This window comes from Citrobacter portucalensis (genome assembly GCF_002042885.1).
Classification (GTDB): Bacteria; Pseudomonadota; Gammaproteobacteria; order Enterobacterales; family Enterobacteriaceae; genus Citrobacter; species Citrobacter portucalensis.
Genome location: NZ_MVFY01000015.1, coordinates 90,882 through 115,962, shown reverse-complemented (window position 1 = coordinate 115,962; position 25,081 = coordinate 90,882). Strand labels below are relative to the sequence as shown.

Genomic DNA, 25,081 nt, shown 5'->3' with positions numbered 1-25,081 from the left:
GTAAACCTATAGTCCATTTTATTAACTTATTTGGCATATTATTTTTTATTAAAAAATCAGGTAATCATTAACTGATTCAAAAGAGAGAGAAGCACAGGACAGTGACAGCAGCCCGAGATAACAGCCATGGCGCGGCCATCATTCTGGCGTCCCGCCGAACGTTAAGGTTATAATCCTTACAACGATTTTTTGGATTAGAAGCGACAATGACAAAACTTACCCTACAAGAACAGATGCTTAAAGCGGGTCTGGTCAGCAGCAAAAAAATGGCGAAAGTGCAGAGAACGGCGAAAAAATCGCGCGTTCAGGCTCGTGAAGCCAGAGAAGCGGTTGAAGAAAATAAAAAAGCACAGGTCGAGCGTGATAAGCAGCTCAGCGAACAGCAGAAGCAGGCCGCATTGTCTAAAGAATACAAAGCGCAGATCAAGCAACTGATTGAAATGAACAAAATCACCATTTCCCGTGGCGATATTGGTTACAACTTTACCGACAATAACCTGATCAAAAAAGTTTATGTTGATAAAGTAACCCAGTCTCAGTTGATCAAGGGCCGTCTGGCCATTGCCCGCCTGACGGCTGAAAGCAGCAGCGAGAGCGAATACGCCATTATCCCGGCTGTTGTCGCCGACAAGATTGCCCAGCGCGATGCAAGCTATATTGTTCTCAATTGCGAACTGAGCCAGGAAGCGAAGGACGAAGACGATCCGTATGCTGATTTTGTCATTCCTGACGATTTGATGTGGTAAGAAAACCCCCCCGATAATCACCCAGAGTTCCGTCGCGTATTTCGGTGAACGCTAGCGCCGCCACCGAAATACCGTCAACCGCTCTTCTTCCCCACACGCCATCTGCTAAAACTTATAGTGTTCCTTGCTCAGTCCGTATTTTCTCATGCGCAAATACAGTTTCTTACGCGGAATTTGTAAATACTCCGCCACTTCATTAATACGTCCCTGATGAATATTAAGCGCTTCGGTAATGATCTGTCGCTCGTACTCGTCGACCCGACGATCGAGCGGTGTCGGTTCGGGCAAATGTAGCTGTGGATTCGCGGTTTCAGCCAGTGGCAATAACCCAACGGCAAAAAGCTCGGCGGCATTGGCCAGCTCTCGAACATTGCTTAACCACACGCGACGCCGCATTCCCTTTAGTAATTCCCCGTCAACCTCGGGCACGGGATGATTCAGGCGCAGACAGGCTTTCTGCAGATAATGGCGAAACAGCGGCTCAATATCATCCGGGCGCTGAGACAACGGCTGGCAACCAATTTGCGTCATCGCAAAACAGTAATAAAGTTCGGCCACAATCTGATTAGTTGCCGCCAGTTCCACCAACGAAGTGGCGCCAATGCCAATTAAGCGAAACGGACGCCGCTCCTGGCTTTGCAAATGCACCAGTTGGTGCTGCTGTTCGCGCGTCAGGCACTCAATATGGCTCAGGACCAGCGTTCCCCCTTGCGCCTGGGCAATAAGGTCATTGAGTTGCCCCGCATTCTCTAACGTCAATTCCCCGCGGATAAACGGTCCTTCAGCGCTGCGCCCAAGCTGATGCAAATAACGGGCTCCGGTCATACGCCCCGTTCCCGGCTCGCCATAAAACCAGACGGCAATATCCGTTTCAGCCAGTTGCCGTAAGCGCTGGCGGTACTGATTAACCCAGTCACTGTAGCCGACCAGTTCAACCTGGAGCTTTTGCTGGCAATAGTGACGACGTGCAATCACAGATTTTCTCTGACGCAACGCATCCTCTACCAACACCAGCAGTTTGCCTGGATCAACCGGTTTTTGCAGAAAATCCCACGCACCTTTCTTCACCGCGTCCACCGCCATCGGGACATCGCCATGTCCGGTGATCAACAGGATCGGAAGCTGATTGTCATCCTGATGAAACAACGTCATCAGGTCAATTCCATTACAGCCAGGCATACACACGTCGCTCAGGACAATCCCTGGCCAGTCGGCCTGCAGCCAATTTCGGGCATCAAAAGGGTTACTGCATGCGAATACATGATATCCCTCCTGTTCAAGCAACAAGGTGTAAGCGTCAAGAACATCGGCATCATCATCAATAAGCAGAACAGAATATTCATCACTCAACATCGTTTACATCCGTCAGATTAAATTGCAGAACGACGCAGGCATTGCGCCCCGGGGTCGACGCCAGGCGCAGTTCGCCGTTCATTTGCATCATTAACGATACACAAATCGATAAGCCAATACCGAGGCCAACATCCTTACTGGTGGTAAACGGTTTTAACAGTGATGGTAATAATGCTCCAGGCCAACCGGGGCCGTTATCGCTGATAAATACGCATAACCGGCTGCCTTCGGTCTGCCAGTGAACCTCTATTTTCGCCGCAACCGGACAGGCATCCAGCGCATTTGCCAGGACGTTTACCAGCACCTGCTGGATACGCACTTCATCACCAGCCACCCACACGCCCCGGTCTGGGAGCGTCAGCGTACCCTGCTGTGGCTTGTGTCGCATGGCCAACAGTTCCCAGGCAGCGTTGAACGTTTGTCGGAGATCGACCGGATGCAGAGGCGTGCCAGGTTCGGCCCGGCGAGCAAACTGACGCAGTGAACGGATAATGGCATCGATGCGAGTAATCAGCCCTTCCGCTTTGGTTAATGTGCTTCTGGCCTGAGCGGGTTGCCCCTGTTCGATTGCCCTCCCTGCCGTAAACAGGTACATCGACAGCGCATTCAGCGGTTGATTAATCTCGTGCGCCAGCGTGGTCATAGTCTGGCCGACCACCGCCAGTTTTGCCGTCTGGATCAGCTCATCCTGCGTTGCACGAAGATCGGATTCAATCTCCTTGCGCTCGGTCACTTCCTGCTCCAGCTGATTTTTTTGCGCACTCAACTGGCCCAGGGTATGACGCAGCAAGCCTGCAATACGCCCCAGTTCATCGCGTCCATATACCGGGATAGAGGCATCCGTTCTGCCAAGACCAATTTGCACCACGGCCTGGTTGAGCGCAGTAAAACGCTTAACCAGACGCGAGCGAATGAAGTAGTGGTTAAGCCCCCAGGCGAGAAGTAGCGCCAGCAGCGTCGCCAGCAGGATAAGTCCACCGCTGACGCGAACAATTTGTTCCAGCCGCTGGTTAAACGTCTGCATTTGCTGATGGCTACTCCCCAGTTGCGCTTCCAGCAGTGTTCGAAAGCGCCCAAGCGTAGCCTCTCTGGCATGACTGGCATCAACCAGCGCCTTTTGCGCTGCGACATAATCGCGCATCGTATCGGGCATTTTATTTTTCATCATCCCGATTTCCAGCAGCTCATCGATAGTTTGTCGCAGTGTGATAGTGCTGGGCCAGTCATCGAGGGTGCGGATATTTTCATCCGCCGTTTTCTTCAGATTTTCCAGGTAGCGGATGTGATTCTCCACCAGCATGCCATCGTCGCTACCCGATTTCAGTTCATTGAGCCTGTCGCGTAAATCATCAACGATCTGGTTTTCAATTCTTGCCAGGGTGTAGACCTGCTGCTGCTCGTTTTGCACCTCTCGGGCACGTTTGAGATACAGCGCCGCATCACCATTTTTGGCCTCGATTTGATCCAGCAACGTCCCCTGCTGCCAGGTAAAATCCTGCACCAGTGAATTCAGCTCAGTAGTAAAATCATCATGTAGCCAATCAATGCGCGCGGAAAGTTCGCTCACTTTTTCGCGGACAAGGAACATGTTGTAGAGCACCCGGTCCAGTTCCGCCATCAGCGCCCGGCTGTCCTGCAAAATCACCGCCAGTTGCTGCTGTTCTGCTGGTTGCAACCCCCTGCTCAGCACTTCGATTTTATCCAGATGCGAGATTATCTGATTGCGCAGTTGCAGCCTTACTGTTGTATTGGGAGCCAGCAGGAATTCATTCAGTTGGTCCACAACCAGATTGAGATTCCCTTCAATCAAAAAAGCGGAATGCACGCGCGGGAAGTAATCATCAAGCGAATAGCGTATCTGCGAGCTCTGCTCATGCCAGGAGTATAAACTGACGCAGCTTACGCTCAACGTCAGTAATGCGCCCGTTAGAAAGGCTCCCCGCAGGCTGCTGCTGATGCTGAGTTGGCGAAGGCGTTGCAGTATCGATCCACCTTTCATTTTAATTCTTCCAGTTTTGATATCGCCTGACGCTGGTTTTTAAGAAACCAGAGCTGCCACTCCATCATCTGCTGTTCAGCAACGCTTTTATTATCAAACTGCGCAAGCCAGGCTTCATCTTCACTACTTTTGGCATCTATCGGAACGCTGGTCAGTAAGGCTCTGATTTCGGGTAGCGGGCGTTTCAGGCGTGCTTCCGCACTGTATAGTGCCCGCCATGCATCCTTCAGTTGCGCAAGACGAAAACTGATGGCGGTATCAAACATCCGCTGCACTAACTGTTGTCGCTTAAGGATCAGCCGATAATTAAGCGGAGGCTGGTTCAGTAAAATAGCCTGCTGAGCAGCGCGGGGATTATCAGATGCGAGCTGCGTTACCGGATATTTCCCCGTATTCGCATCAGCAAGGATCCGCTGTCCCTCCGGGCTTAACAAATAGCGGATAAAACGACGCGCTTCATTGGGGTGCTGGCTGTTCTTGAGAACAGCAACATAGGTTGGCGATACCGCCGAGCGTGGAAAATAGGTAAAAGCCAGGTGAGGATCGTTAAGCAACAGGTTGGCATAATTATCAATGACCGGCCCCGCCACGCCCAGGCCACTCTTAATTTTGTCGGCTACGCCAAAACTGCGTGATGAAATCGTCACCAGATTTCCAGCACTCGCCAGCAGCGTCGCCCACCCCGCATCCCACCCTTTTTGCTGTAGCAATGACTCAACCATCAGATGGTTGGTATCCGAACGCGATGGGCTACTCATCAACAGCGCGTTCTGATATTTAGGCAGCGTTAAATCCCCCCAGTCGGCAGGAGGCGACAGATGTCGTGCCACCAGCGCAGAACGATTAATCAACAGACCAAAACCAGATATCGCCACTGCCACGGAGGTCGAACGGATAGAGTCTGGCACCAGCCGCTGGCTTTCCGGCAACGCATTTTCGAAAGGCGCCAACTTCTGATGCTCCTGCAGATGCTGCAACAGCATAGGGGATGAGGTCAAAATCAGATCAACATTTTCCGCATTCGCGGTATCCAGCAGTTGCTCCAACGAACTGCTGGTCCGGTTTAACGTGCGAATCATCACCGACCCCGGTTCAGTCTGCCAACGCTGAATAATCCAGGCCGTTGCCCCAGGGGAAAAGGTTGTCGCCATTACCAGCTCTTTACCCTGCGCCAGGCAACTCACCGACAACGACATAAAACAGAGCGAGAACGCCCAACAACGCCCCCGGCCCAAAAGTCTGTTTGTGATCCCGTTCATAAATACCAACATATGCAAAAAATAATATTGAGACAAAACTTACCCGTTTATCACCGACTGGGGGAAGAATAAGGTTATTCGTAGAATAACCAAACGGAAAGTGACGACATCGGTAAAGAATACCCGAAAACGCAGTCTGAATTTGTTAATATCCGCACACGCCGATGATAAAAGCGTTCGTAAAAAAATAGAATTGAAAAGCCATTATTTAAAAAGAGTCAAAATCAGCCACACCATCCAAAAATTGAGTCAATAGTGACACATTTCATCTATTTGAATTTCTCGCCCGCCTATTTCACTCTTCACTACGAAAAATCCTGATATTCACATCAATATAAATTTAGGTGATGATATGTTATCCATATTTAAGGCAGGGCCTTCAGCAAATAAAGTCCCGGCGGAGAAAGTCCAGGAAACTTATGGCCGATACCGCATTCAGGCATTACTCAGCGTATTTCTTGGCTATCTTGCGTACTATATTGTGCGTAATAACTTCACGCTATCAACACCGTACCTGAAAGAACATCTGGATCTCAGTGCCACGCAAATTGGTCTACTCAGCAGCTGCATGCTTATTGCCTATGGGATCAGTAAAGGCATTATGAGTAGTCTGGCAGACAAGGCCAGCCCTAAGGTCTTTATGGCATGCGGCCTGGTTCTGTGCGCCATCGTAAACGTCGGTTTAGGATTCAGTACCGGATTCTGGATTTTTGCCGCTCTGGTCGTTTTCAACGGTTTGTTTCAGGGAATGGGCGTTGGTCCTTCATTTATTACCATCGCCAACTGGTTTCCGCGTAAAGAACGTGGACGCGTCGGCGCATTCTGGAATATTTCTCACAACGTTGGCGGTGGTATTGTCGCTCCGATTGTTGGTGCCGCCTTTGCCATTTTAGGGAGCGAGCACTGGCAAAGCGCCAGCTATATTGTCCCGGCCGGTGTTGCCGTACTGTTTGCTTTTATTGTGCTGATGCTGGGGAAAGGTTCACCGCGCCAGGAAGGCTTACCGGCTCTGGAACAAATGATGCCGGAAGAAAAAGTAGTATTAAATTCCCGACACGCTGTCCAGGCACCAGAAAATATGAGTGCCTTCCAGATTTTCTGCACCTATGTGCTGCGTAATAAGAATGCCTGGTATGTTTCACTGGTAGATGTCTTCGTCTATATGGTGCGTTTTGGCATGATTAGCTGGTTGCCTATTTATCTGTTAACCGAAAAACATTTCTCGAAAGAGCAAATGAGCATCGCTTTTCTGTTTTTTGAATGGGCGGCAATCCCTTCCACATTACTGGCGGGCTGGCTTACCGATAAACTGTTTAAAGGCCGTCGCATGCCGCTGGCCATGATTTGTATGGCGCTGATTTTCGTCTGTTTGATCGGCTACTGGAAAAGTGAATCCCTGCTGATGGTCACTATTTTTGCCGCCATTGTGGGTTGCCTGATCTATGTTCCACAGTTCCTCGCTTCTGTTCAGACGATGGAAATCGTTCCCAGCTTCGCAGTAGGTTCTGCAGTAGGACTGCGCGGATTTATGAGCTACATTTTTGGCGCATCGCTGGGCACCAGTCTGTTTGGCGTAATGGTCGACAAAATGGGGTGGCACGGCGGCTTCTATCTGCTGATGGGGGGTATTGTTTGCTGCATCCTGTTCTGCTACCTCTCTCATCGCGGTGCGCTGGAACTTGAGCAACAGCGAAAAAATGCTCAGCAAGAGGAAGCATCACTCCAGTTGGCGGATGCCCGGTAATTCATTTCGGTCTCACAAAAAAGTGCCAGCGATGCTGGCACTTCAATAAACTCAGATAAATAATAAATAACTCAAAGTGATAATTTATTGCTAAACGTAACATTGCAAATTATTGCTTACCATCCGCGACCATAAAGCGAATGATCAAACCACATGTCGGAGCAAGAAACAGGAATAATCCAGTTACCATTTCGTTACCATTGGTCAGCCGCATAGTAAAAACGTAAATTAATGCCGTAAGGATGGCCATGCCGAGAAAAGCGCTAATTGACGCCGCAGCGCCTATAACCTGCCAGATATAGCAACTGACGCACAGAATGCTCAGTATGAGAAAGGTCCAGAAATAGAGCATAGCGATACCTCCTGTCTGCCGTAAACTTAACGTAAGTCCTTACACTCCCTTAACTTTATATTCTAAGACAATTCCTATCCGCTTGCAATTTGAGCAACATTTTATTCACAAAAATCATTCGACCGCTTACTATTACGCTGTATCTCCGTCGTTTATTTAATCGTCATAAAAACAACGAATTATATATAGGCGAAATTTTGCCCTTAATCGCCCTAAAAACATTTACGAATCTTGAGTAATTATTTCTGGCTGACATTAATTTTCGGGTGTACATTGTGCGTCCGATCATTCATGCCCCCTCGTGGTTTTGTCCTGACTCAGTTTTACACTCTTTACAGGAACCAATGTCGTTCATGGCGGCCTAACGATCAGTGCAGAGTATAAAGCGACAGGCAAAGAATCTTCGCGATACATCTATTTCGTATCAACAACAGGTGCTTATGTTCCCCCAATGTAAATTTTCACGCGCGTTTTTGCATCCGCGCTACTGGCTCACATGGTTTGGTGTTGGTGTGCTCTGGTTACTGGTACAGCTTCCCTATCCCGTATTGTGTTTTCTTGGTACCCGTACAGGAACGCTGGCTCGTCCATTTTTAAAACGCCGTGAATCTATTGCACGTAAAAATCTCGAACTCTGTTTCCCAAATCTGTCACAGGAAGAAAGAGACAAACTGGTCGATGAGAATTTCCGTTCGCTCGGCATGGGGCTGCTTGAAACGGGTATGGCCTGGTTCTGGCCTGACCGTCGGGTGCGCAAATGGTTTGATGTAGAAGGGCTGGACAACCTGAAGCGCGCTCAGATGCAAAATCGTGGCGTGATGGTCGTTGGCGTACACTTTATGTCGCTCGAGTTGGGTGGTCGCGTAATGGGGCTTTGCCAGCCAATGATGGCAACCTATCGCCCGCACAATAATAAGTTGATGGAGTGGATCCAAACCCGCGGTCGTATGCGCTCCAACAAGGCGATGATCGGCAGAAATAATCTGCGTGGTATTGTCGGCGCCCTGAAAAAAGGCGAGGCAGTGTGGTTTGCCCCCGATCAGGACTATGGTCGTAAAGGGAGTTCTTTCGCCCCCTTCTTCGCAGTCAAAGACGTGGCGACCACCAACGGTACCTACGTGCTGTCACGATTATCGGGCGCAGCAATGCTGACCGTAACCATGGTGAGAAAAGCAGATAACACCGGTTACCGCCTGTTCATCACCCCAGAAATGGAAGGTTACCCGGCAGATGAAAGCCAGGCTGCGGCGTATATGAACAAAATTATCGAAAAAGAGATCATGCGTGCACCCGAGCAGTATCTCTGGATCCACCGTCGCTTCAAAACTCGCCCGATGGGTGAAGCTTCGTTGTATATCTAAAAAGAAAGGCCGTAAGGCCTTTCTTTTTTTCTACGGTTGAATTACTTAACGCCCCATTTGCTGTGCAGCTCAGTCATTCGCTCGTTGTAATTGCGGGCGATGCAGGCTGATTTATCCTGTTCCTTCCAGCACTCGTTACGCCCTTTCACCCAACCGCGCTGCTCTGCTTTCAGAGTCGGGTTATTGCTCGATTTAACCAGCGCCTGCTTGTAGGCCCCGTTTAACGCTAAATCCATTTCTGAGAGCGAAGGACTCTGGCAGATAATCTCTTCGATACTGCCCTTTGCAACCGCAGCGCAGGAAAAAGAGGGTCCAGTGCTGGTCGATTTTTTGGCCCCAGAAAAGTCAATATTATCTTCAGGCAGGCATACCCCGTGCTTTCGATTCGGCCCACTCCAGGAAACGTCCGGATTTCCGTCATCTTTACGAGAAATAGAAACCGTATTGTTCCCGCTTTTGGCTTCCCAGTAATTTTCATTGAAGGCCTTCACCGTCGCCTTCGAGCCATCAATCCAAACATTGCCTTTGCCATCACTATTCACACCACCAATACTTGCGCAGCTGAAATTAAACGCCAACGGTGAGGCCGCCATCGACGTCAGTGGCGTAAAAACGAGTGCTAACATCATTAATCTGGTCATTTTTAACCTTTTCATTATCTCATTCCGCGAAAAATTAACCGCATTAACATCATGGCGATATGAGAATTCTCCGAGTAACCATTCCGTCGCTCAATAGCAATTTATTACCGGCAGAAATTAAACTGTCGCCGAATCACGACAGTTGTAAGTTATTAAAATTAAATAAAAAAATGCCTCTTGTCTCTCCTCATTTTTAGGCGTACATTAGCGCCGTCTGGAGCATTAAAGCTCAGAATTCTGAGGTGATGCAGCCAAGCAAATGAGGGGTATTCTCCCTTTCGTTCGCGAGTGCATCAGCTCTCTGTCAGGTAAGCATATGTTCATTTAGACGTACCTCAGGTACGCGGAGAGATGAAAAGTGAAATATTTCTTTATGGGCATTTCTTTTATGGTCATCGTTTGGGCCGGTACTTTCGCCCTGATGATCTAAATTAAAAGACGCAGCAAAAAAACAGGAGCCATCAGGCTCCTGTTTTGCATTTTGGGGGAACATTCTGTCAGTCGGTACTTTCAGAAGTCGATTTTGCACTGGTCGGTAACAGGCCATCTGCGCGAAACATCGCCTTGATGCCGCGAATAGCCTGGCGGGTACGGTCACGGTTTTCAATCAACGCAAATCGCACATGCGTATCACCATAATCACCAAACCCAATCCCTGGCGAAACGCATACCTTCGCTTCGTTCAGCAGCTTCTTGGCAAACTCAAGTGACCCCATCCCGGCGTATTGCTCTGGAATTTTCGCCCAAACGTACATTGAGGCCTTTGGCATCTCGACCATCCAGCCTGCTTCATGCAGTCCTTTGACCAGCACATCGCGACGACGTTTATATTGCTCAGCGATATCCCGCACACATTGCTGATCGCCTTCCAGCGCGGCAATTGCCGCAACCTGCAGTGGCGTAAAGGTCCCGTAATCGTGATAGCTCTTGATTCGCGCCAGCGCGTTCACCAGCGTTTTGTTGCCCACCATAAACCCGATACGCCATCCCGCCATGTTGTAGCTTTTCGACAGGGTGAAAAATTCAACAGCGACGTCGCGAGCGCCGGGTACCTGCATAATCGATGGTGCCTTCCAGCCGTCATAAACAATATCAGCGTAGGCCAGGTCGTGAACCACCAGCACGTCATAGCGTTTAGCCAGGGCCACCACTTTCTCAAAGAATTCCAGCTCGACGCACTGCGCGGTCGGGTTGGATGGGAAACCTAAGATCATCATCTTCGGCTTCGGGTAACTTTCGCGTATTGCGCGTTCCAGCTCATTAAAGAAGTCGACCCCCTCAACCAGCGGCACTGAACGCACCTGCGCGCCGGCAATCACCGCGCCATAGATATGGATGGGATAACTTGGGTTGGGCACGAGGACCGTATCACCGTGATCGAGTGTTGCCAGCATCAGGTGCGCCAGCCCCTCTTTGGAACCGATGGTCACAATGGCTTCGGATTCAGGATCGATCTCAACGTCATAGCGTTCCTGGTACCAGCGGGAAATCGCCCGACGCAAACGCGGAATGCCGCGTGAGGTGGAATAACCGTGAGTATCCGGGCGCTGCGCCACGGTACACAGTTTTTCGACAATGTGAGGAGGCGTGGCCCCATCCGGGTTCCCCATACTGAAATCGATAATATCTTCGCCGCGCCGACGCGCAGCCATCTTCAGTTCAGCGGTGATGTTAAAAACGTACGGGGGAAGGCGATCAATACGCGTAAAGCGACGTTCAGGGCGGGAGTCAGCCATAATATCCTCAGATTAACGTTAGCGCCCGGACCGTCCGAGCGACGCTGCCACGATGGTGGCACGTTTAGAAAATAGCCTGAATAATTTCCTTCTGTCGAGAGGCAAAACAAAATATTTTTTCCTGACGAAAAAGAGGAACAGCTGAGTAAAATGAGGAAATAACCATTTTCACAACCCGCCAAAAATTACCATCATTTAACATTTTGTTGTTAAATACATTACCTTGAACGCAGCACTCACAGGACAGGTATTGTAAATACAACAATCATGCAACAATCCCCTTTTAATATTATGGTTTTTCCCCATTAGCTCTGAACTGCGGGGGTGCTGGTCATCCTGCCTCAGGTTACCTATCATAGTGGTTTAACCCTTGCGCAAGAGTCACCCGTGCACGAAATATTCAATATGCTGCTGGCGGTATTTGACCGGGCAGCACTGATGCTGTTCTGTCTGTTTTTCCTGATTCGTATCCGCCTGTTTCGCGAACTGTTGCACAAGTCAGCCCACTCCCCAAAAGAGCTGCTCGCCGTTACCGCGATTTTCTCCATGTTTGCCCTGTTCAGTACCTGGTCAGGCGTACCGGTTGAAGGTTCTCTGGTTAATGTGCGTATTATCGCGGTCATGTCAGGAGGGATCCTGTTCGGTCCATGGGTTGGCATTATTACGGGGCTGATCGCAGGCACCCACCGTTACCTGATCGATATTGGCGGCGTAACTGCCCTACCCTGCTTTATTACCAGCATTCTGGCTGGCTGCATTGCCGGGTGGATCAACCGTAAGATCCCCAAAGCGCAGCACTGGCGCGCGGGTATTTTAGGCGGAATGCTGTGCGAATCACTGACCATGATACTGGTCGTCGCCTGGGCACCCACCACCGAACTGGGGCTGGATATTGTCTCAAAAATCGGTATTCCAATGATCCTAGGCAGCGTCTGTATTGGTTTTATCGTGATGCTGGTACAAAGCGTTGAAGGTGAGAAAGAAGCCAGCGCTGCAAAACAGGCCAAGCTGGCGCTGGATATCGCCAACAAAACGCTGCCGCTCTTTCGCCAGGTCAACAGCGAGTCGTTACGTCAGGTGTGCGAAATTATTCGCCACGATATCCACGCAGACGCGGTTGCCATCACCAATACTCAGCACGTTCTGGCCTATGTTGGCGTTGGAGAGATTAACTACCGCGATAACGATGACTTCGTCAGCCCCACCACGCAGGAAGCCATAAATCACGGTAAAATCATCATAAAAAACAATGATGAAGCACATCGCACCCCGGAAATTCACTCTATGCTGGTGATCCCGCTTTGGGAGAAAGGCGTCGTGACCGGCACGCTGAAGATCTACTACTGTCACGCTCATCAAATCACTTCCTCGTTACAGGAAATGGCGATCGGTCTGTCGCAAATCATCTCCACCCAGCTTGAAGTCTCCCGCGCAGAGCAACTACGAGAAATGGCAAATAAGGCAGAGCTACGCGCGCTGCAAAGCAAAATAAATCCCCATTTTCTGTTTAATGCCCTGAACGCGATTTCATCGTCGGTGCGGCTTAACCCGGACACAGCACGTCAGCTCATTTTTAATTTGTCGCGCTATCTTCGCTATAATATTGAATTAAAAGACGATGAGCAGATCGACATCAAGAAAGAGCTGTATCAAATCAAGGATTACATCACCATCGAACAGGCCCGCTTTGGCGACAAGCTGACCGTTATTTATGATATCGATGAAGAGGTAAGCTGTTTTATTCCCAGCCTGCTGATTCAGCCGTTGGTCGAGAACGCTATCGTCCATGGGATCCAGCCCTGCAAAGGGAAAGGTGTGGTCACTATCAGCGTTGCGGAGTGCGGCAACCGGGTACGGATTGCCGTACGAGACACGGGTCATGGTATCGACCCAAAAGTGATTGAACGGGTCGAGTCCAATGAAATGCCGGGCAATAAAATTGGTCTGTTGAATGTGCACCATCGCGTTAAGCTGCTCTACGGTGAGGGATTACATATCCGCCGTCTGGAGCCAGGCACAGAGATTGCCTTTTATGTACCTAATGTGCACTCGCCCGCAGCCGCGCCAACTACATTATTGCTTTAACCAGGAGTGAAGTCGTGAAAGTCATCATTGTTGAAGATGAATTCCTGGCCCAACAGGAACTGAGCTGGCTGATAAAAGAGCACAGCCAGATGGAGATTGTCGGCACGTTTGACGATGGTCTGGACGTGCTGAAATATCTCCAGCACAACCGCGTTGACGCCATTTTTCTGGATATTAATATTCCCTCGCTGGACGGCGTATTGCTGGCACAAAATATCAGCCAGTTCGCACATAAACCCTTTATTGTGTTTATTACCGCGTGGAAAGAGCATGCCGTTGAAGCCTTCGAACTGGAAGCTTTTGACTACATTCTGAAGCCGTATCAGGAATCACGCATTGTCAGTATGCTGCAAAAGCTGGAAGCCGCCTGGCAGCAACAGCAAACGGGAACGTCCCCTGTAAGTCCGGTGGCCCGCGAAAACGATACGATCAACCTGATCAAAGATGAGCGGATCATCGTGACCCCAATCAACGACATCTACTACGCTGAAGCGCATGAAAAAATGACGTTCGTCTATACGCGACGAGAATCATACGTCATGCCGATGAACATCAGCGAATTTTGCAGCAAACTGCCGGCTTCGCATTTCTTCCGCTGCCACCGCTCGTTCTGCGTAAATCTGAATAAAATCCGCGAGATCGAACCCTGGTTTAACAACACTTATATTCTGCGTTTAAAGGATCTGGAATTTGAAATCCCGGTTAGTCGGAGCAAAGTGAAAGAATTCAGACAATTAATGCATTTATAGTGCTGAAAAAGCGTGACGAATGGAGAGTACAGCGCACGCTTTCAGTTGTTTCCGCGACGAACGGGATAGCGGAACTAAGTTTGTAGTATATTGGTCGTCACTCTATTTTTTACAGGTGATGTCATGGCGAAGCTGAGCGAAAAATATCAACGTACATATCTACGCGAATACGCAAAAGAAGCGGAAAAAAACGCCCTGATATGGATAAGTACGGACGATTATTTAGCTGAGTGCCTGGATATTCATGAACAATGCCATCTGGATTATTCACTGCAACAACAGCTGAGTTCATGGCTTTTTATGCTGCGCATGAAGCGCAGCCCGGATTTATTAGGATATAAAACCGCGATACAGTCAAATGATATGGAATCTCTACACTTATCCCTGCGACAGTCTGCGATGATTAAACATGTGACGCAGGGTGTGGACTCAGGCTGCGATCACAGTATTAATGTATGGACGACACTAGAGATTCTTGCCGCGGGGTTATTTGACCGAGTACCACTCTTATTGCCTGAAAAATTGGGTATGAGTGATAACGGTCACCCTGTTAACCTGGCCATGACGAATTTAATGATGGCGCTGTGGTACAAACGTGCAGACTTTGCAGTGGATGCCAGAAAAAGAGCGCAAAAGGTACTGACCACGAAGCAAACAGTAAGCGATATGTTCATCCTCAGCTATCTGATGGCGCTCCTGGATGAGGATGTGACAGAAGCAGGCACGCAACTCGATTTATATTGTAAAAGCGTGTCTGCATTGAGAGAACCTGGGCTCACTAAGCTCCATAAAATGTTCTGGCCATACGCGCACGGGTTATACAACCTGGCTTATATTGTGTTGGGCAAAGATAAAGCCAGCGCGATGCCAAAACCAACCGCAGAGTGTTTCATGGACGATCTGGCGGAATGGCAAAATAAACATAACTATCGCCATGGCCCGCTATTTGTTGAATACCCTAAACCAATTGACCTTATTAACACCCTGATCTCATGCACGCCGCCAGAATGTTGTTTGCATCAACCCTATCTGGATACCGATAAAAAATATAAAAACACAAGATACCTGCATGCCGATTTATTTGAACAACAGATGATCAAGATAATTTTAGAAAATATGAACAGCCAGAACGACAAGGCCGGAGAAGCGCTGAGCGCCATCCGGCCCTGGCCTTACAAAATATGGCCCAGCGTCTGACGTAAATGCGCACCAGCGCCAAGTAGTCCAGGATTATCGTGCACGATCAGATACACCGGAATATCCTGCACGTAGGCTTTAAAACGGCCTTTATCTTCAAAACCACCGCGGAAGCCCGACGCTTTAAAGAAGTCGAGGAAGCGCGGCACAATACCGCCGGCGATGTACACACCGCCAAATGTGCCCAGCGTTAACGCCAGATCGCCACCAAAACGTCCCATGATGACGCAGAACAGCGACAGCGCACGACGACAGTCAATGCAGGAATCTTCCAGCGCCCGTGCGGTGATATCCTTCGGCTGCAGATTTTCCGGCAGGCGTCCGTCAGATTTGACGATCGCGCGATACAGATTCACCAGTCCCGGACCAGACAGCACGCGTTCTGCGGACACGTGACCTATTTCCGCGCGCAGAACCTCAAGGATAATTCCCTCTTCCTCGCTGTTAGGCGCAAAATCCACGTGGCCGCCTTCACCAGGGAGACTTACCCAGCGTTTATCCACGTGGACCAGATGCGCCACGCCAAGCCCGGTTCCTGCGCCATAAACCGCAATAGGTTTACCTTCAACAGGTTCCGCGCCACCAAACTGGATTAAATGCTCTTTTTTCAGCATCGGGATCGCCATCGACACAGCGGTGAAATCATTGATGATTTCCAGATGGCTGAAGCCCAGGTTTTTTTTCATCTCAGCAATAGAGAACGCCCAGGTATGGTTGGTCATTGCCACCCAGTCGCCGGTGATCGGACAGGCAATGGCAATACAACCATCTTCAACGCTAACGCTATGCTCATCCAGGTACACGCGCACCACCGCCTCCAGACTTGGATAATCCAACCCGGAATAGGTTTTTGCCTGCGAAATCTCGCCACTGGCAATATCGCACAGAGCAAGACGCGCGTTGGTGCCGCCAACATCCCCTACTAAAGCATACTTTGTCATTCTTCCACTGCTCCGCTAAAGTCAGAATAAATCTTTGCCACACTGTAAATTCATGGGGACATAACAACAACGGTCTGAAGGCTGATGCCCGTGGAAAATCGATCCAGATCACACAATTACTTTATCGTTTCAGCACCATTTGCAGCGATGTCGTCAGGCAGGCTGTGCAAACTATGTCTATGACTCTGTTTTAAGGAATAGAAAATGCTCCATCCGCGAGCCAGAACGATGCTCTTGCTATCAACCCCAGCGCTAATCATTGGCATAGCGTCCAGCCTGGTGTTGATCGTTGTGATGAAAGTGGCTTCCGTTTTACAGCAGTTTTTGTGGGAACGTCTGCCTGTTAGCATCGGTATAGCCCAGGACTCTCCGGTCTGGATTATCGGTATGCTGACACTCACGGGGATCATGGTCGGGTTAGTAATCCGTTACAGCCATGGCCACGCAGGCCCGGATCCGGCCTGTGAACCGTTAATTGGTATGCCGGTGCCAACGTCAGCAATACCGGGCCTGCTGGCAGCACTAATCCTCGGCCTCGCGGGTGGCGTCAGTCTGGGTCCGGAACACCCTATCATGACCGTGAATATCGCACTGGCAGTGGCACTTGGTAGCCGCATGTTTCCGCGCATTGCGAAGCTGGACTGGACCATTCTCGCCTCTGCCGGCACCATCGGCGCACTATTTGGTACCCCCGTTGCCGCCGCGCTGATATTTTCGCAAACGCTGAATAGCTCAAACGATGTGCCCTTGTGGGATCGCCTGTTTGCACCGTTAATGGCCGCCGCCGCAGGTTCGCTAACCACCAGCCTGTTTTTTCACCCCCATTTTTCACTACCCATCGCGCACTACACGCAGATGCACTTGATCGATATCCTCAGCGGCGCGGTTGTTGCTGCCATCGCCATTGCCGCTGGGATGGTTGCCGTCTGGTGTCTGCCGCGTTTGCACCATTTAATGCATCGATTAAAACACCCGGTGCTGATCCTCGGGGCAGGCGGTTTTATCCTTGGCATTTTGGGTGTTATCGGCGGGCCGCTTACCTTGTTTAAGGGACTGGACGAAATGCAGCAAATGGCGTTTAGCCAAACGCTGGGGACATCAGATTATTTCATGCTCGCCGTGATCAAACTAACGGCATTAGTGGTTGCAGCGGCGAGTGGTTTTCGCGGCGGACGAATCTTCCCGGCGGTATTCGTTGGCGTCGCGCTTGGCCTGATGCTGCACGCCCATGTTGAAGCGGTGCCGGCTGCCATCACGGTTTCTTGCTCTATTCTCGGGCTGGTGCTGGTCGTCACCCGTGACGCCTGGCTGAGCCTGTTTATGGCAGCAGTGGTGGTGCCAGATTCCACCCTGCTGCCGCTGCTGTGCATCGTCATGCTGCCCGCCTGGCTGTTGCTGGCGGGCAAACCGATGATGGTCGCTGAGCGCCCTGATAAATAGCTATCCGCCGTTGCGAGATTCCAGCGCACGGGTCACCGTGCGCAATAATTCAGGAAGATCGGCTTTCGGTAGCACCACCTCAATTAACGACAGTCGTTGCGGATGGGACAACCGGGCTAGCACCTCTTCCAGCTGTACCGCCTGCTTCACCCGCCAACATTCGGCCTGACATTCACGACTAAACGCCTGCGGCACCGACGTCCAGCTCCAGGCGGCGATGTCGTTATAGCACTGATTTGCCCCGTGTATGGCCCGCTCCACGGTATAACCGTCATTGTTGAGCAGTAAAATAACCGGCGATTGCCCGTCTCTGAGCATGGAGCCCAGCTCCTGAATGGTGAGCTGCGCCGCGCCATCGCCAATAATCAGGATCACCCGACGGTCCGGACAGGCCGTTTGCGCGCCGAATGCAGCCGGGAGCGCGTAGCCGATAGATCCCCACAACGGTTGAACCAGTACTTCCGCCCCGCAAGGTAGTGAGAGCGCAGCCGCGCCAAAGGCGGCGGTTCCCTGATCGACGAGGATAATGTCATCAGGCTTCAGAAACTGCTGTACCGTGTGCCAGAAGTTTTCCTGCGTCAGTGGGCCCTTCTCAACCTGAACACGCCTAATTGGCGGACGTTCTGGCGGTAGAGAAAACGACATTTCCAGGCACAGCTCACGTAATGTGGTGACCGCCTGCTCCATCGGGATGTTAAACCAGTGGGATCCAATTCGTGACGCATGGGGCTGAACGTCAATGGTGCGATCCAGCGGTAGCTGTTGTGTAAACCCAGCTGTCAGGGTGTCGACAAATTGTGTGCCGACACACATTATCGTATCGGCATCTTCTATCGCCTGACGTACATAATCGCTGCTGGCTCCAGCGCTGTACGTGCCAACAAACGCCGGGTGACGCTCATCAAACAGTCCTTTGCCCATCAACAACGTGGCATGAGCCATCGGCGTTTCTGCCATCCAGCGCTGTAAAACCGGCTGCAGACCAAAACGCAGCGCGAGGAAGTCGGCCAGCAACGCTACGCGTGGGCTGTCCAGCAATCGTTCACGGGCATGGTAGCGAAACGCCTCTATCACGCTGCTTTCCGGCTCGCTCAGAGGAACAATCATAATATCATTCGGTGGCGTAGCAGGCTGTTTAGCCACATCAGCAGGTAGCATCAGATAGCCCGGCCTGCGCTCGCTGAGCATCATTCGCAACACACGGTCAATCTCATAGCAGGCATTTTGTTCATCCAGTATCGCGCTGGCCGTCGTTACCGCCTGCTGCATGCGGTAAAAATGCTGAAAGTCACCGTCACCCAAAGTGTGATGCATCAACTCTCCGCGACGCTGCGCGCCGCGACAGGGTGCGCCGACAATATGCAAAACAGGAACATATTCCGCGAAGCTACCCGCGATACCGTTAATTGCGCTTAACTCCCCCACACCAAACGTGGTGAGCAGCGCCCCAACCCCGGATACCCGGGCATAGCCATCTGCCGCATAAGCCGCATTCAATTCATTCGCACACCCGACCCAACATACGTTGGGATGTTCAATCACGTGGTCAAGAAACTGCAAATTATAATCGCCCGGCACACCAAAGAGATGGCCGACGCCACAGCCTGCCAGCCTGTCCAGCAGATAATCAGCAACGGAATACGGGGTTTGCATGACAGCTATCCTTCTGACGGTAACCTCATGTTGAGTATCGAAGAACTGTGATGACTGTCCAGGAAAGTCGCTGTGAAGGGGTGGAAAGCAGGATTTACAGTTTTGGCGGTAAAAATTCATTGAAGAATCGACGGTGTAACCGTATACACTGAAAGGCACACGCATTGTGGAAGGGGGTGACATGGTTTATCACGCAGATGAAAATCGTTATCAGACAATGGAGTACCGCCGCTGCGGTCAGAGCGGCCTTAAGCTCCCGATTGTCTCTCTGGGTTTGTGGCACAATTTTGGCGATACCACACAGGTCGAGAACAGTCGCGCATTGTTACAGCGCGCATTCGATCTGGGAATCAACCATTTTGATCTGGCAAATAACTATGGTCCACCACCGGGTTCGGCAGAACGGAATTTTGGTCGGATCCTGCAGGAAGATTTTTTACCGTGGCGAGATGAGCTTATTATCTCCACAAAAGCGGGCTACACCATGTGGGAAGGCCCCTACGGTGACTGGGGTTCACGCAAATATCTGATTGCCAGTCTCGATCAAAGCCTGAAGCGTCTGGGGCTGGAGTATGTCGATATCTTCTACCACCATCGCCCCGACCCTGAAACACCGCTCAGAGAAACCATGCGCGCGCTGGATCACATCGTCCGTCAGGGCAAAGCGCTGTACGTCGGGTTGTCTAACTATCCGGCAGATCTTGCCAGGCAGGCGATTGAAATACTCGACGATTTAGGTACGCCATGCCTTATTCACCAGCCCAAATATTCCATGTTTGAACGTTGGGTCGAAGGTGGCTTGCTGTCACTATTACAGGAAAAAGGTGTCGGCAGTATCGCCTTCTCACCGCTGGCTGGCGGACAGTTAACCGACCGCTATCTGAACGGCATTCCTGCGGATTCTCGTGCGGCAAGCACCAGTCGCTTTCTGAATCCGGACCAGATCACTCCACAAAAACTGGAAAAAGTGCGGGCGCTGAATGTGTTGGCAGAACGACGCGGGCAAAAGCTTTCCCAAATGGCGCTAGCATGGGTGTTACGGGATGACAAAGTCACGTCCGTGCTGATTGGCGCGAGTAAAACGGCGCAGATTGAAGACGCTGTCGGTATGCTGGCAAACCGTCACTTTACGTCTGAAGAGTGCGCGGAGATTGATGCTATCCTGAGTTGATTGAAATAAAGACACATTTATTAACAAAAAGTGCTCTCACTTGCGATTTAAGAGTTAAGGCGATGAAACGGGGCTTTACTGCCCCGTAATATTACGTTAACAGGCCGGCTACGGCTCGATCGTGAAGGAGAGAAAACATGTTCAGGTCACTGATTCTGGCGGCAGTCTTATTGGCTTTTACACCGCTGGCCGCAAACGCTGGCGAAATCACCCTGCTGCCATCAATAAAATTACAAATTGGCGATCGCGATAACTACGGTAACTACTGGGATGGCGGCCGCTGGCGCGACCGGGATTACTGGCACCATAACTATGAGTGGCGCAAAAATCGCTGGTGGCGTCATGACAATGGCTACCATCGTGGCTGGGACAAACGCAAAGCTTATGAGCGTGGTTATCGTGAAGGCTGGAACGATCGTGACGACCACCGCGGTCGCGGGCGCGGCCACAAACATCATCATTAATGTAACAAAAGGGCCAACGGGCCCTTTTGTTTTTACAAACCGAGTGCGGTTCCTACCAACAGCCAGATATTGAGCGCCATCACCAGCACAACAATCACCCAACCTACCTGTTTTACCCAACGGGTATTCACCAAATCGCCCATCAACTGACTGTTGCTAGTGAAGATCAACAGCGGCACCAGCGCCAGTGCAATACCAAAACTGAGCAATACCTGGCTCATCACCAGAATACGCGTCGGATCCAGTCCCATCAGAATCACAATAAATGATGGCATCATAGTGACGGTACGGCGTACCCAAAGCGGAATGTGAAAGCGGATAAACCCTTGCATCACCACCTGCCCGGCCAACGTACCGACCACGGTAGAAGAAAGTCCCGCAGCCACCAGGCTTAAACCGAATACCGTCGCCGCAGCGTGACTCAACAGCGGTTCAAGTGTCAGATACGCTTGATCGAGATCGGCAATACCGGTATGCCCGCTAAAGTGAAATGCAGCGGCAGCCGTCGCCATCATCGCCAGATTGACAAATCCAGCAATCGTCATGGCGATTGCCACATCCCATTTCGTGGCCGCATAGCGCTGTTGACGTGTTCCGCCGTGCAGATGCTGAGTTAAGGAAGAGTGCAGATAAATGACGTGTGGCATGATAGTCGCGCCGAGCACGCCAGCCGCCAGGAACACCGCTTCAGAATTAGGCAGGCTCGGGATAACCATTCCCTTGCTAAGTTGCGCGAAGTTCGGCTGGGAAAAGATCAGTTCCACAATGTAAGCCGCAGCCACAAACAGCAGCAAGCCGCCAATCACTTTTTCCAGCGGTTTTTGCCCACGGCGCTGCAACATCAGAATCAAAAAAGTCGCGATACCGGTGAGCACGGCCCCCTGCAATAACGACACGCCGAGGATCAATTTGAAACCAATCGCGGCACCAATGAATTCAGCAAGGTCTGTCGCCATGGCGATAATTTCGGCCTGCACCCAGTAGAACCACACCACCGGACGAGGATAGTGATCGCGAATTTGCTCCGCCAGATTTTTACCCGTGGCAATACCCAGCTTTGCCGACAGCACCTGAATCAGCATCGCCATCAGATTTGCCCAGACCACCACCCACAACAGTTTATAGCCAAAGCTGGCCCCTGCCTGGATGTTGGTGGCGAAGTTGCCCGGATCGATGTAGCCGATCGCCGCGATGAACGCAGGTCCCATTAATGCGAGCTTCAACTTGCGCGCTGCCCGTCCACTGCTACTCTCAACGCGATCGTTAGTCATTTTAGTGCCTCAGAAACATAGCCTTTGCTATGTTTCAAGCTACGCCTATTGAGAATGATTATCAAATTCATTTTAATGGGTGAAGTTGATTTCTCTGATAGCGTTTGTCTATGGATCGATAAGGATTCTGGAAATACCGGTGAGATGTTTAATTATTGTTATGAGATTAGCACAATGACATAACTTTTCACTTCCATACTAAACATAACAGAAGTGTATCACCGATCACTAATTTTGAATCTCGTCACAGGTCCTTATTATAGTGTGTGTTTGATCTCGTTTTCTTTATGGTTGTTACATAGAATGTGCACGAAAACTAAACCTGCCTCATATTTGGAGCAAATATGGACCGCGTTCTTCATTTCGTCCTGGCCCTTGCCGTGGTTGCGGTACTCGCACTGCTGGTAAGCAGTGACCGTAAAAAAATCCGCATTCGTTATGTTATTCAATTGCTTGTTATTGAAGTGTTACTGGCATGGTTCTTCCTGAACTCTGATGTCGGTCTGGGCTTCGTGAGAGGCTTCTCCGAGATGTTTGAAAAACTCCTCGGATTCGCTAATGAAGGGACAAACTTTGTCTTCGGCAGCATGAACGACAAAGGCCTGGCATTCTTCTTCCTGAAAGTGCTGTGCCCAATCGTCTTCATTTCCGCCCTGATCGGTATTTTGCAGCATATCCGCGTTCTGCCGGTTATCATCCGCGCTATTGGTTTCCTGTTATCCAAAGTGAACGGTATGGGCAAGCTGGAATCCTTCAACGCCGTCAGCTCCCTGATCCTGGGTCAGTCCGAGAACTTTATCGCCTATAAAGATATTCTCGGCAAAATGTCTCGCAACCGTATGTACACCATGGCTGCAACGGCGATGTCGACCGTTTCCATGTCTATCGTCGGCGCGTACATGACCATGCTGGAGCCGAAGTACGTGGTTGCAGCGCTGGTTCTGAACATGTTCAGCACCTTTATCGTGCTGTCGCTGATCAACCCGTACACCGTTGATGCCAGCGAAGAAAACATCCAGATGTCTAACCTGCACGAAGGCCAGAGCTTCTTCGAAATGCTGGGTGAATACATCCTGGCAGGTTTCAAAGTGGCAATTATCGTTGCGGCGATGCTGATTGGTTTCATCGCGCTGATCGCAGCCCTGAACGCCCTGTTCGCCACCGTGACCGGCTGGTTTGGCTACAGCATCTCCTTCCAGGGCATCCTGGGCTACATCTTCTACCCGGTTGCATGGGTAATGGGTGTGCCGTCCAGCGAAGCGCTGCAGGTGGGCAGTATCATGGCAACCAAACTGGTTTCCAACGAATTCGTTGCGATGATGGATCTGCAGAAAATTGCCGCCACGCTCTCTCCGCGTGCAGAAGGTATCCTGTCCGTGTTCCTGGTCTCCTTCGCTAACTTCTCTTCCATCGGTATTATCGCCGGTGCGATTAAAGGTCTGAACGAAGAGCAAGGTAACGTGGTTTCCCGCTTTGGTCTGAAGCTGGTGTACGGCTCTACGCTGGTGAGCGTACTGTCTGCATCTATCGCCGCACTGGTGCTGTAAGCGTAAGACAACGTCGTATTGATAAGACCGGGGAAATTCTTCTCCCCGGTTTTTTTATGCCTGCTATTCAGCAAACCGAAGAGATACAGGGTAAGAACAGGTAGGATACAGAAACAAAAAACCCCCGCTTTTCAGCGAGGGTTTAAATTTTGGTGGAGCTAAGCGGGATCGAACCGCTGACCTCTTGCATGCCATGCAAGCGCTCTCCCAGCTGAGCTATAGCCCCACGATGCTATTACATACGTACCAAATTTATTGGGATTAAATTTGGTGGAGCTAAGCGGGATCGAACCGCTGACCTCTTGCATGCCATGCAAGCGCTCTCCCAGCTGAGCTATAGCCCCATTACGTAAAGCTTGTCGAGTTGACGGGCGGCATCATATGAATTCCCTTCGCGTGTGTCAACGGCAAAATTAACTCATAGAATTCAATCGCTGAAAAAGCAGTCAAATGAAGAACATTGCGTAACAACTCGCATTCAGTAGTTAAACGCGTCACGGTTTCTACTAAAATGGTGCTATAAAATGAGCCACTAATTAACCCCACGACTATTCAGGGAATCGTTATGTTCAAGGAACGGATGACGCCAGAAGAACTTGCTAATCTGACCGGATACAGCCGACAGACCATCAATAAATGGGTGCGCAAGGAGGGTTGGGCTACATCACCAAAACCAGGCGTACAGGGCGGTAAAGCGCGTCTGGTTCACGTCACCGAACAAGTTCGTGAATACATTCGCAGTGCTGAGCGTTCAGCCGAAGGTTTATCAGATAATTTATCGTTATCCGGCGATACCTCTATCGAAGCTCTACTGATTAGGCTCGCCAAAGAGATGACTCCGTCAGAACAAAAAATGTTTACGTCACTGATCCTGCGTGAAGGCATTACGGGTTTGTTACAACGCTTAGGGATCCGCGACAACAAATAATATGAAAAAATTACGCAGCAAAATGACGACCGAAGAACTGGCGGAATGTCTCGGGGTTGCCAAACAAACCGTCAATCGTTGGATCAGAGAACAAAACTGGACCACCGAAAAGTTTCCCGGCGTTAAAGGGGGTCGTGCAAGACTGATCCATATCGACTCCAGCGTCCGTACGTTTCTGCTCAATATTCCGGCTTTTCGCAAAGTCCCTGAAATTTATCAGGCTGAGGAACCGCTGGCAGAATACACCCACGTGGTGCGTAGCCACGCCTGTCGCCAGATAATTAGCGCACTGGACAACATGTCCCCAACGGAACAAGAAAAGCTGGCAATGTATATTTCGCGCGAAGGTATTCGCACTTTCCTTACCCGTCTGGGTATTGATGAGTCTGAATAACAGGCAAAAAAAACGGCAGGATGCGCTCCTGCCGTTGTTTCATCGCTCAA

At 50.5% G+C, this 25,081-nt stretch carries 23 protein-coding genes and 2 tRNA genes; 13 read left to right on the top strand and 12 right to left on the bottom strand.

Annotated features, from left to right (window positions below; genetic code table 11):
- Nucleotides 1-206 precede the first annotated feature (206 nt).
- The gene (locus BZK40_RS19820) at nucleotides 207-746 is read left to right on the top strand and encodes a DUF2058 domain-containing protein (RefSeq protein ID WP_020996692.1); all 540 of its coding nucleotides are present in this window, start codon (nucleotides 207-209) and stop codon (nucleotides 744-746) included.
- 105 nt (nucleotides 747-851) lie between these two features.
- Here BZK40_RS19820 and pgtA read toward each other — a convergent pair whose 3' ends face one another.
- The 3 genes from pgtA to pgtC are packed head-to-tail and all read right to left on the bottom strand — an operon-like array spanning nucleotide 852 to nucleotide 5,294.
- On the bottom strand, nucleotides 852-2,099 hold the full coding sequence (gene pgtA, locus BZK40_RS19815) for a two-component system response regulator PgtA (protein ID WP_032944112.1): 1,248 nt from the start codon (nucleotides 2,097-2,099) through the stop codon (nucleotides 852-854).
- The gene (gene pgtB / locus BZK40_RS19810) at nucleotides 2,089-4,083 is read right to left on the bottom strand and encodes a two-component system sensor histidine kinase PgtB (protein ID WP_172111188.1); all 1,995 of its coding nucleotides are present in this window, start codon (nucleotides 4,081-4,083) and stop codon (nucleotides 2,089-2,091) included. The genes pgtA and pgtB overlap by 11 nt, the downstream gene beginning before the upstream one ends.
- A gap of 11 nt (nucleotides 4,084-4,094) precedes the next feature.
- A complete protein-coding gene (gene pgtC / locus BZK40_RS19805) occupies nucleotides 4,095-5,294 on the bottom strand; it encodes a phosphoglycerate transport regulator PgtC (protein WP_122984195.1) in 1,200 nt (399 codons plus the stop codon).
- A gap of 415 nt (nucleotides 5,295-5,709) precedes the next feature.
- Here pgtC and pgtP point away from each other — a divergent pair, with 415 nt between their 5' ends.
- Complete coding sequence (gene pgtP / locus BZK40_RS19795) at nucleotides 5,710-7,101, top strand: phosphoglycerate transporter PgtP (RefSeq protein WP_003834854.1); 1,392 nt, start codon at nucleotides 5,710-5,712, stop codon at nucleotides 7,099-7,101.
- 109 nt (nucleotides 7,102-7,210) lie between these two features.
- Here the strand turns inward: pgtP and BZK40_RS19790 are convergent, their stop codons facing one another.
- Nucleotides 7,211-7,453, bottom strand: a complete 243-nt coding sequence (locus BZK40_RS19790; protein WP_008785383.1) for a DUF2545 family protein — start codon at nucleotides 7,451-7,453, stop codon at nucleotides 7,211-7,213.
- Between the two features lie 440 nt (nucleotides 7,454-7,893).
- On the opposite strand from BZK40_RS19790, the gene lpxP reads away from it, so the two are divergent.
- The gene (gene lpxP / locus BZK40_RS19785) at nucleotides 7,894-8,814 is read left to right on the top strand and encodes a kdo(2)-lipid IV(A) palmitoleoyltransferase (RefSeq protein ID WP_020996694.1); all 921 of its coding nucleotides are present in this window, start codon (nucleotides 7,894-7,896) and stop codon (nucleotides 8,812-8,814) included.
- A gap of 41 nt (nucleotides 8,815-8,855) precedes the next feature.
- On the opposite strand, the gene BZK40_RS19780 is transcribed toward lpxP, so the two are convergent.
- A complete protein-coding gene (locus BZK40_RS19780; protein WP_079935172.1) occupies nucleotides 8,856-9,470 on the bottom strand; it encodes a lysozyme inhibitor LprI family protein in 615 nt (204 codons plus the stop codon).
- 343 nt (nucleotides 9,471-9,813) lie between these two features.
- Here BZK40_RS19780 and ypdK point away from each other — a divergent pair, with 343 nt between their 5' ends.
- Complete coding sequence (ypdK, locus tag BZK40_RS24500; RefSeq protein WP_010723117.1) at nucleotides 9,814-9,885, top strand: membrane protein YpdK; 72 nt, start codon at nucleotides 9,814-9,816, stop codon at nucleotides 9,883-9,885.
- Nucleotides 9,886-9,952: 67 nt separating this feature from the next.
- On the opposite strand, the gene alaC is transcribed toward ypdK, so the two are convergent.
- On the bottom strand, nucleotides 9,953-11,191 hold the full coding sequence (gene alaC, locus BZK40_RS19775) for an alanine transaminase (protein WP_008785386.1): 1,239 nt from the start codon (nucleotides 11,189-11,191) through the stop codon (nucleotides 9,953-9,955).
- 387 nt (nucleotides 11,192-11,578) lie between these two features.
- Here alaC and BZK40_RS19770 point away from each other — a divergent pair, with 387 nt between their 5' ends.
- The 3 genes from BZK40_RS19770 (at nucleotide 11,579) to BZK40_RS19760 (ending at nucleotide 15,222) form a co-directional block, all read left to right on the top strand.
- Nucleotides 11,579-13,276, top strand: coding sequence for a sensor histidine kinase (locus BZK40_RS19770; protein ID WP_008785387.1), 1,698 nt, complete (start codon nucleotides 11,579-11,581; stop codon nucleotides 13,274-13,276).
- Nucleotides 13,277-13,290: 14 nt separating this feature from the next.
- On the top strand, nucleotides 13,291-14,025 hold the full coding sequence (locus BZK40_RS19765) for a LytR/AlgR family response regulator transcription factor (RefSeq protein WP_003834866.1): 735 nt from the start codon (nucleotides 13,291-13,293) through the stop codon (nucleotides 14,023-14,025).
- A 123-nt stretch (nucleotides 14,026-14,148) separates the two neighbouring features.
- Nucleotides 14,149-15,222, top strand: a complete 1,074-nt coding sequence (locus tag BZK40_RS19760) for a hypothetical protein (RefSeq protein WP_079935171.1) — start codon at nucleotides 14,149-14,151, stop codon at nucleotides 15,220-15,222.
- On the opposite strand, the gene glk is transcribed toward BZK40_RS19760, so the two are convergent.
- Nucleotides 15,198-16,163 (bottom strand): glucokinase, encoded by a 966-nt coding sequence (glk, locus tag BZK40_RS19755; protein ID WP_003028256.1) that lies wholly within the window; start codon nucleotides 16,161-16,163, stop codon nucleotides 15,198-15,200. The genes BZK40_RS19760 and glk overlap by 25 nt on opposite strands.
- Nucleotides 16,164-16,367: 204 nt before the next feature.
- On the opposite strand from glk, the gene BZK40_RS19750 reads away from it, so the two are divergent.
- A complete protein-coding gene (locus tag BZK40_RS19750) occupies nucleotides 16,368-17,603 on the top strand; it encodes an ion channel protein (protein ID WP_008785389.1) in 1,236 nt (411 codons plus the stop codon).
- Here the strand turns inward: BZK40_RS19750 and BZK40_RS19745 are convergent, their stop codons facing one another.
- Complete coding sequence (locus tag BZK40_RS19745) at nucleotides 17,604-19,256, bottom strand: alpha-keto acid decarboxylase family protein (protein WP_079935170.1); 1,653 nt, start codon at nucleotides 19,254-19,256, stop codon at nucleotides 17,604-17,606.
- Nucleotides 19,257-19,437: 181 nt separating this feature from the next.
- Between BZK40_RS19745 and mgrA the strand changes: the two genes are divergently transcribed.
- Nucleotides 19,438-20,427 (top strand): L-glyceraldehyde 3-phosphate reductase, encoded by a 990-nt coding sequence (gene mgrA, locus BZK40_RS19740; protein WP_048234784.1) that lies wholly within the window; start codon nucleotides 19,438-19,440, stop codon nucleotides 20,425-20,427.
- Between the two features lie 137 nt (nucleotides 20,428-20,564).
- Nucleotides 20,565-20,891, top strand: coding sequence for a DUF2502 domain-containing protein YpeC (ypeC, locus tag BZK40_RS19735; RefSeq protein WP_003834889.1), 327 nt, complete (start codon nucleotides 20,565-20,567; stop codon nucleotides 20,889-20,891).
- Between the two features lie 32 nt (nucleotides 20,892-20,923).
- Here the strand turns inward: ypeC and BZK40_RS19730 are convergent, their stop codons facing one another.
- Both BZK40_RS19730 and BZK40_RS25035 read right to left on the bottom strand, forming a co-directional pair.
- On the bottom strand, nucleotides 20,924-22,162 hold the full coding sequence (locus tag BZK40_RS19730; RefSeq protein WP_079935169.1) for an Nramp family divalent metal transporter: 1,239 nt from the start codon (nucleotides 22,160-22,162) through the stop codon (nucleotides 20,924-20,926).
- Nucleotides 22,159-22,233: a hypothetical protein gene (locus BZK40_RS25035; protein ID WP_418219455.1), complete on the bottom strand. Its 75-nt coding sequence runs from the start codon at nucleotides 22,231-22,233 to the stop codon at nucleotides 22,159-22,161. Before BZK40_RS25035 ends, BZK40_RS19730 begins: the two co-directional genes overlap by 4 nt.
- Before the next feature lie 273 nt (nucleotides 22,234-22,506).
- On the opposite strand from BZK40_RS25035, the gene nupC reads away from it, so the two are divergent.
- Nucleotides 22,507-23,709 carry a nucleoside permease NupC gene (gene nupC / locus BZK40_RS19725; protein WP_003834893.1) on the top strand — a complete coding sequence of 401 codons (1,203 nt, stop codon included), beginning with the start codon at nucleotides 22,507-22,509 and terminating at the stop codon, nucleotides 23,707-23,709.
- Nucleotides 23,710-23,859: 150 nt separating this feature from the next.
- Here nupC and BZK40_RS19720 read toward each other — a convergent pair.
- Nucleotides 23,860-23,935 (bottom strand) — tRNA-Ala (locus BZK40_RS19720).
- A 42-nt stretch (nucleotides 23,936-23,977) separates the two neighbouring features.
- Nucleotides 23,978-24,053, bottom strand: a tRNA-Ala gene (locus tag BZK40_RS19715).
- 221 nt (nucleotides 24,054-24,274) lie between these two features.
- On the opposite strand from BZK40_RS19715, the gene BZK40_RS19705 reads away from it, so the two are divergent.
- Nucleotides 24,275-24,637, top strand: a complete 363-nt coding sequence (locus tag BZK40_RS19705) for a YfeC-like transcriptional regulator (protein WP_003028277.1) — start codon at nucleotides 24,275-24,277, stop codon at nucleotides 24,635-24,637.
- A gap of 1 nt (nucleotide 24,638) precedes the next feature.
- The gene (locus tag BZK40_RS19700; RefSeq protein ID WP_003834896.1) at nucleotides 24,639-25,031 is read left to right on the top strand and encodes a MerR family transcriptional regulator; all 393 of its coding nucleotides are present in this window, start codon (nucleotides 24,639-24,641) and stop codon (nucleotides 25,029-25,031) included.
- The last annotated feature ends 50 nt before the right edge of the window (nucleotides 25,032-25,081 follow it).

Bases quoted from the DNA above. Each gene is read 5' to 3' on its own strand.
- BZK40_RS19730 (WP_079935169.1), bottom strand. From the start codon at position 22,162: ATGACTAACGATCGCGTTGAGAGTAGCAGTGGACGGGCAGCGCGCAAG.
- pgtP (WP_003834854.1), top strand. From the start codon at position 5,710: ATGTTATCCATATTTAAGGCAGGGCCTTCAGCAAATAAAGTCCCGGCG.
- pgtC (WP_122984195.1), bottom strand. From the start codon at position 5,294: ATGTCGTTGTCGGTGAGTTGCCTGGCGCAGGGTAAAGAGCTGGTAATG.
- BZK40_RS19790 (WP_008785383.1), bottom strand. From the start codon at position 7,453: ATGCTCTATTTCTGGACCTTTCTCATACTGAGCATTCTGTGCGTCAGT.
- ypeC (WP_003834889.1), top strand. From the start codon at position 20,565: ATGTTCAGGTCACTGATTCTGGCGGCAGTCTTATTGGCTTTTACACCG.
- mgrA (WP_048234784.1), top strand. From the start codon at position 19,438: ATGGTTTATCACGCAGATGAAAATCGTTATCAGACAATGGAGTACCGC.
- alaC (WP_008785386.1), bottom strand. From the start codon at position 11,191: ATGGCTGACTCCCGCCCTGAACGTCGCTTTACGCGTATTGATCGCCTT.
- BZK40_RS19780 (WP_079935172.1), bottom strand. From the start codon at position 9,470: ATGAAAAGGTTAAAAATGACCAGATTAATGATGTTAGCACTCGTTTTT.
- BZK40_RS19760 (WP_079935171.1), top strand. From the start codon at position 14,149: ATGGCGAAGCTGAGCGAAAAATATCAACGTACATATCTACGCGAATAC.
- BZK40_RS19750 (WP_008785389.1), top strand. From the start codon at position 16,368: ATGCTCCATCCGCGAGCCAGAACGATGCTCTTGCTATCAACCCCAGCG.
- BZK40_RS19700 (WP_003834896.1), top strand. From the start codon at position 24,639: ATGAAAAAATTACGCAGCAAAATGACGACCGAAGAACTGGCGGAATGT.
- BZK40_RS19820 (WP_020996692.1), top strand. From the start codon at position 207: ATGACAAAACTTACCCTACAAGAACAGATGCTTAAAGCGGGTCTGGTC.
- lpxP (WP_020996694.1), top strand. From the start codon at position 7,894: ATGTTCCCCCAATGTAAATTTTCACGCGCGTTTTTGCATCCGCGCTAC.
- BZK40_RS19745 (WP_079935170.1), bottom strand. From the start codon at position 19,256: ATGCAAACCCCGTATTCCGTTGCTGATTATCTGCTGGACAGGCTGGCA.
- pgtA (WP_032944112.1), bottom strand. From the start codon at position 2,099: ATGTTGAGTGATGAATATTCTGTTCTGCTTATTGATGATGATGCCGAT.
- nupC (WP_003834893.1), top strand. From the start codon at position 22,507: ATGGACCGCGTTCTTCATTTCGTCCTGGCCCTTGCCGTGGTTGCGGTA.
- glk (WP_003028256.1), bottom strand. From the start codon at position 16,163: ATGACAAAGTATGCTTTAGTAGGGGATGTTGGCGGCACCAACGCGCGT.
- BZK40_RS19705 (WP_003028277.1), top strand. From the start codon at position 24,275: ATGTTCAAGGAACGGATGACGCCAGAAGAACTTGCTAATCTGACCGGA.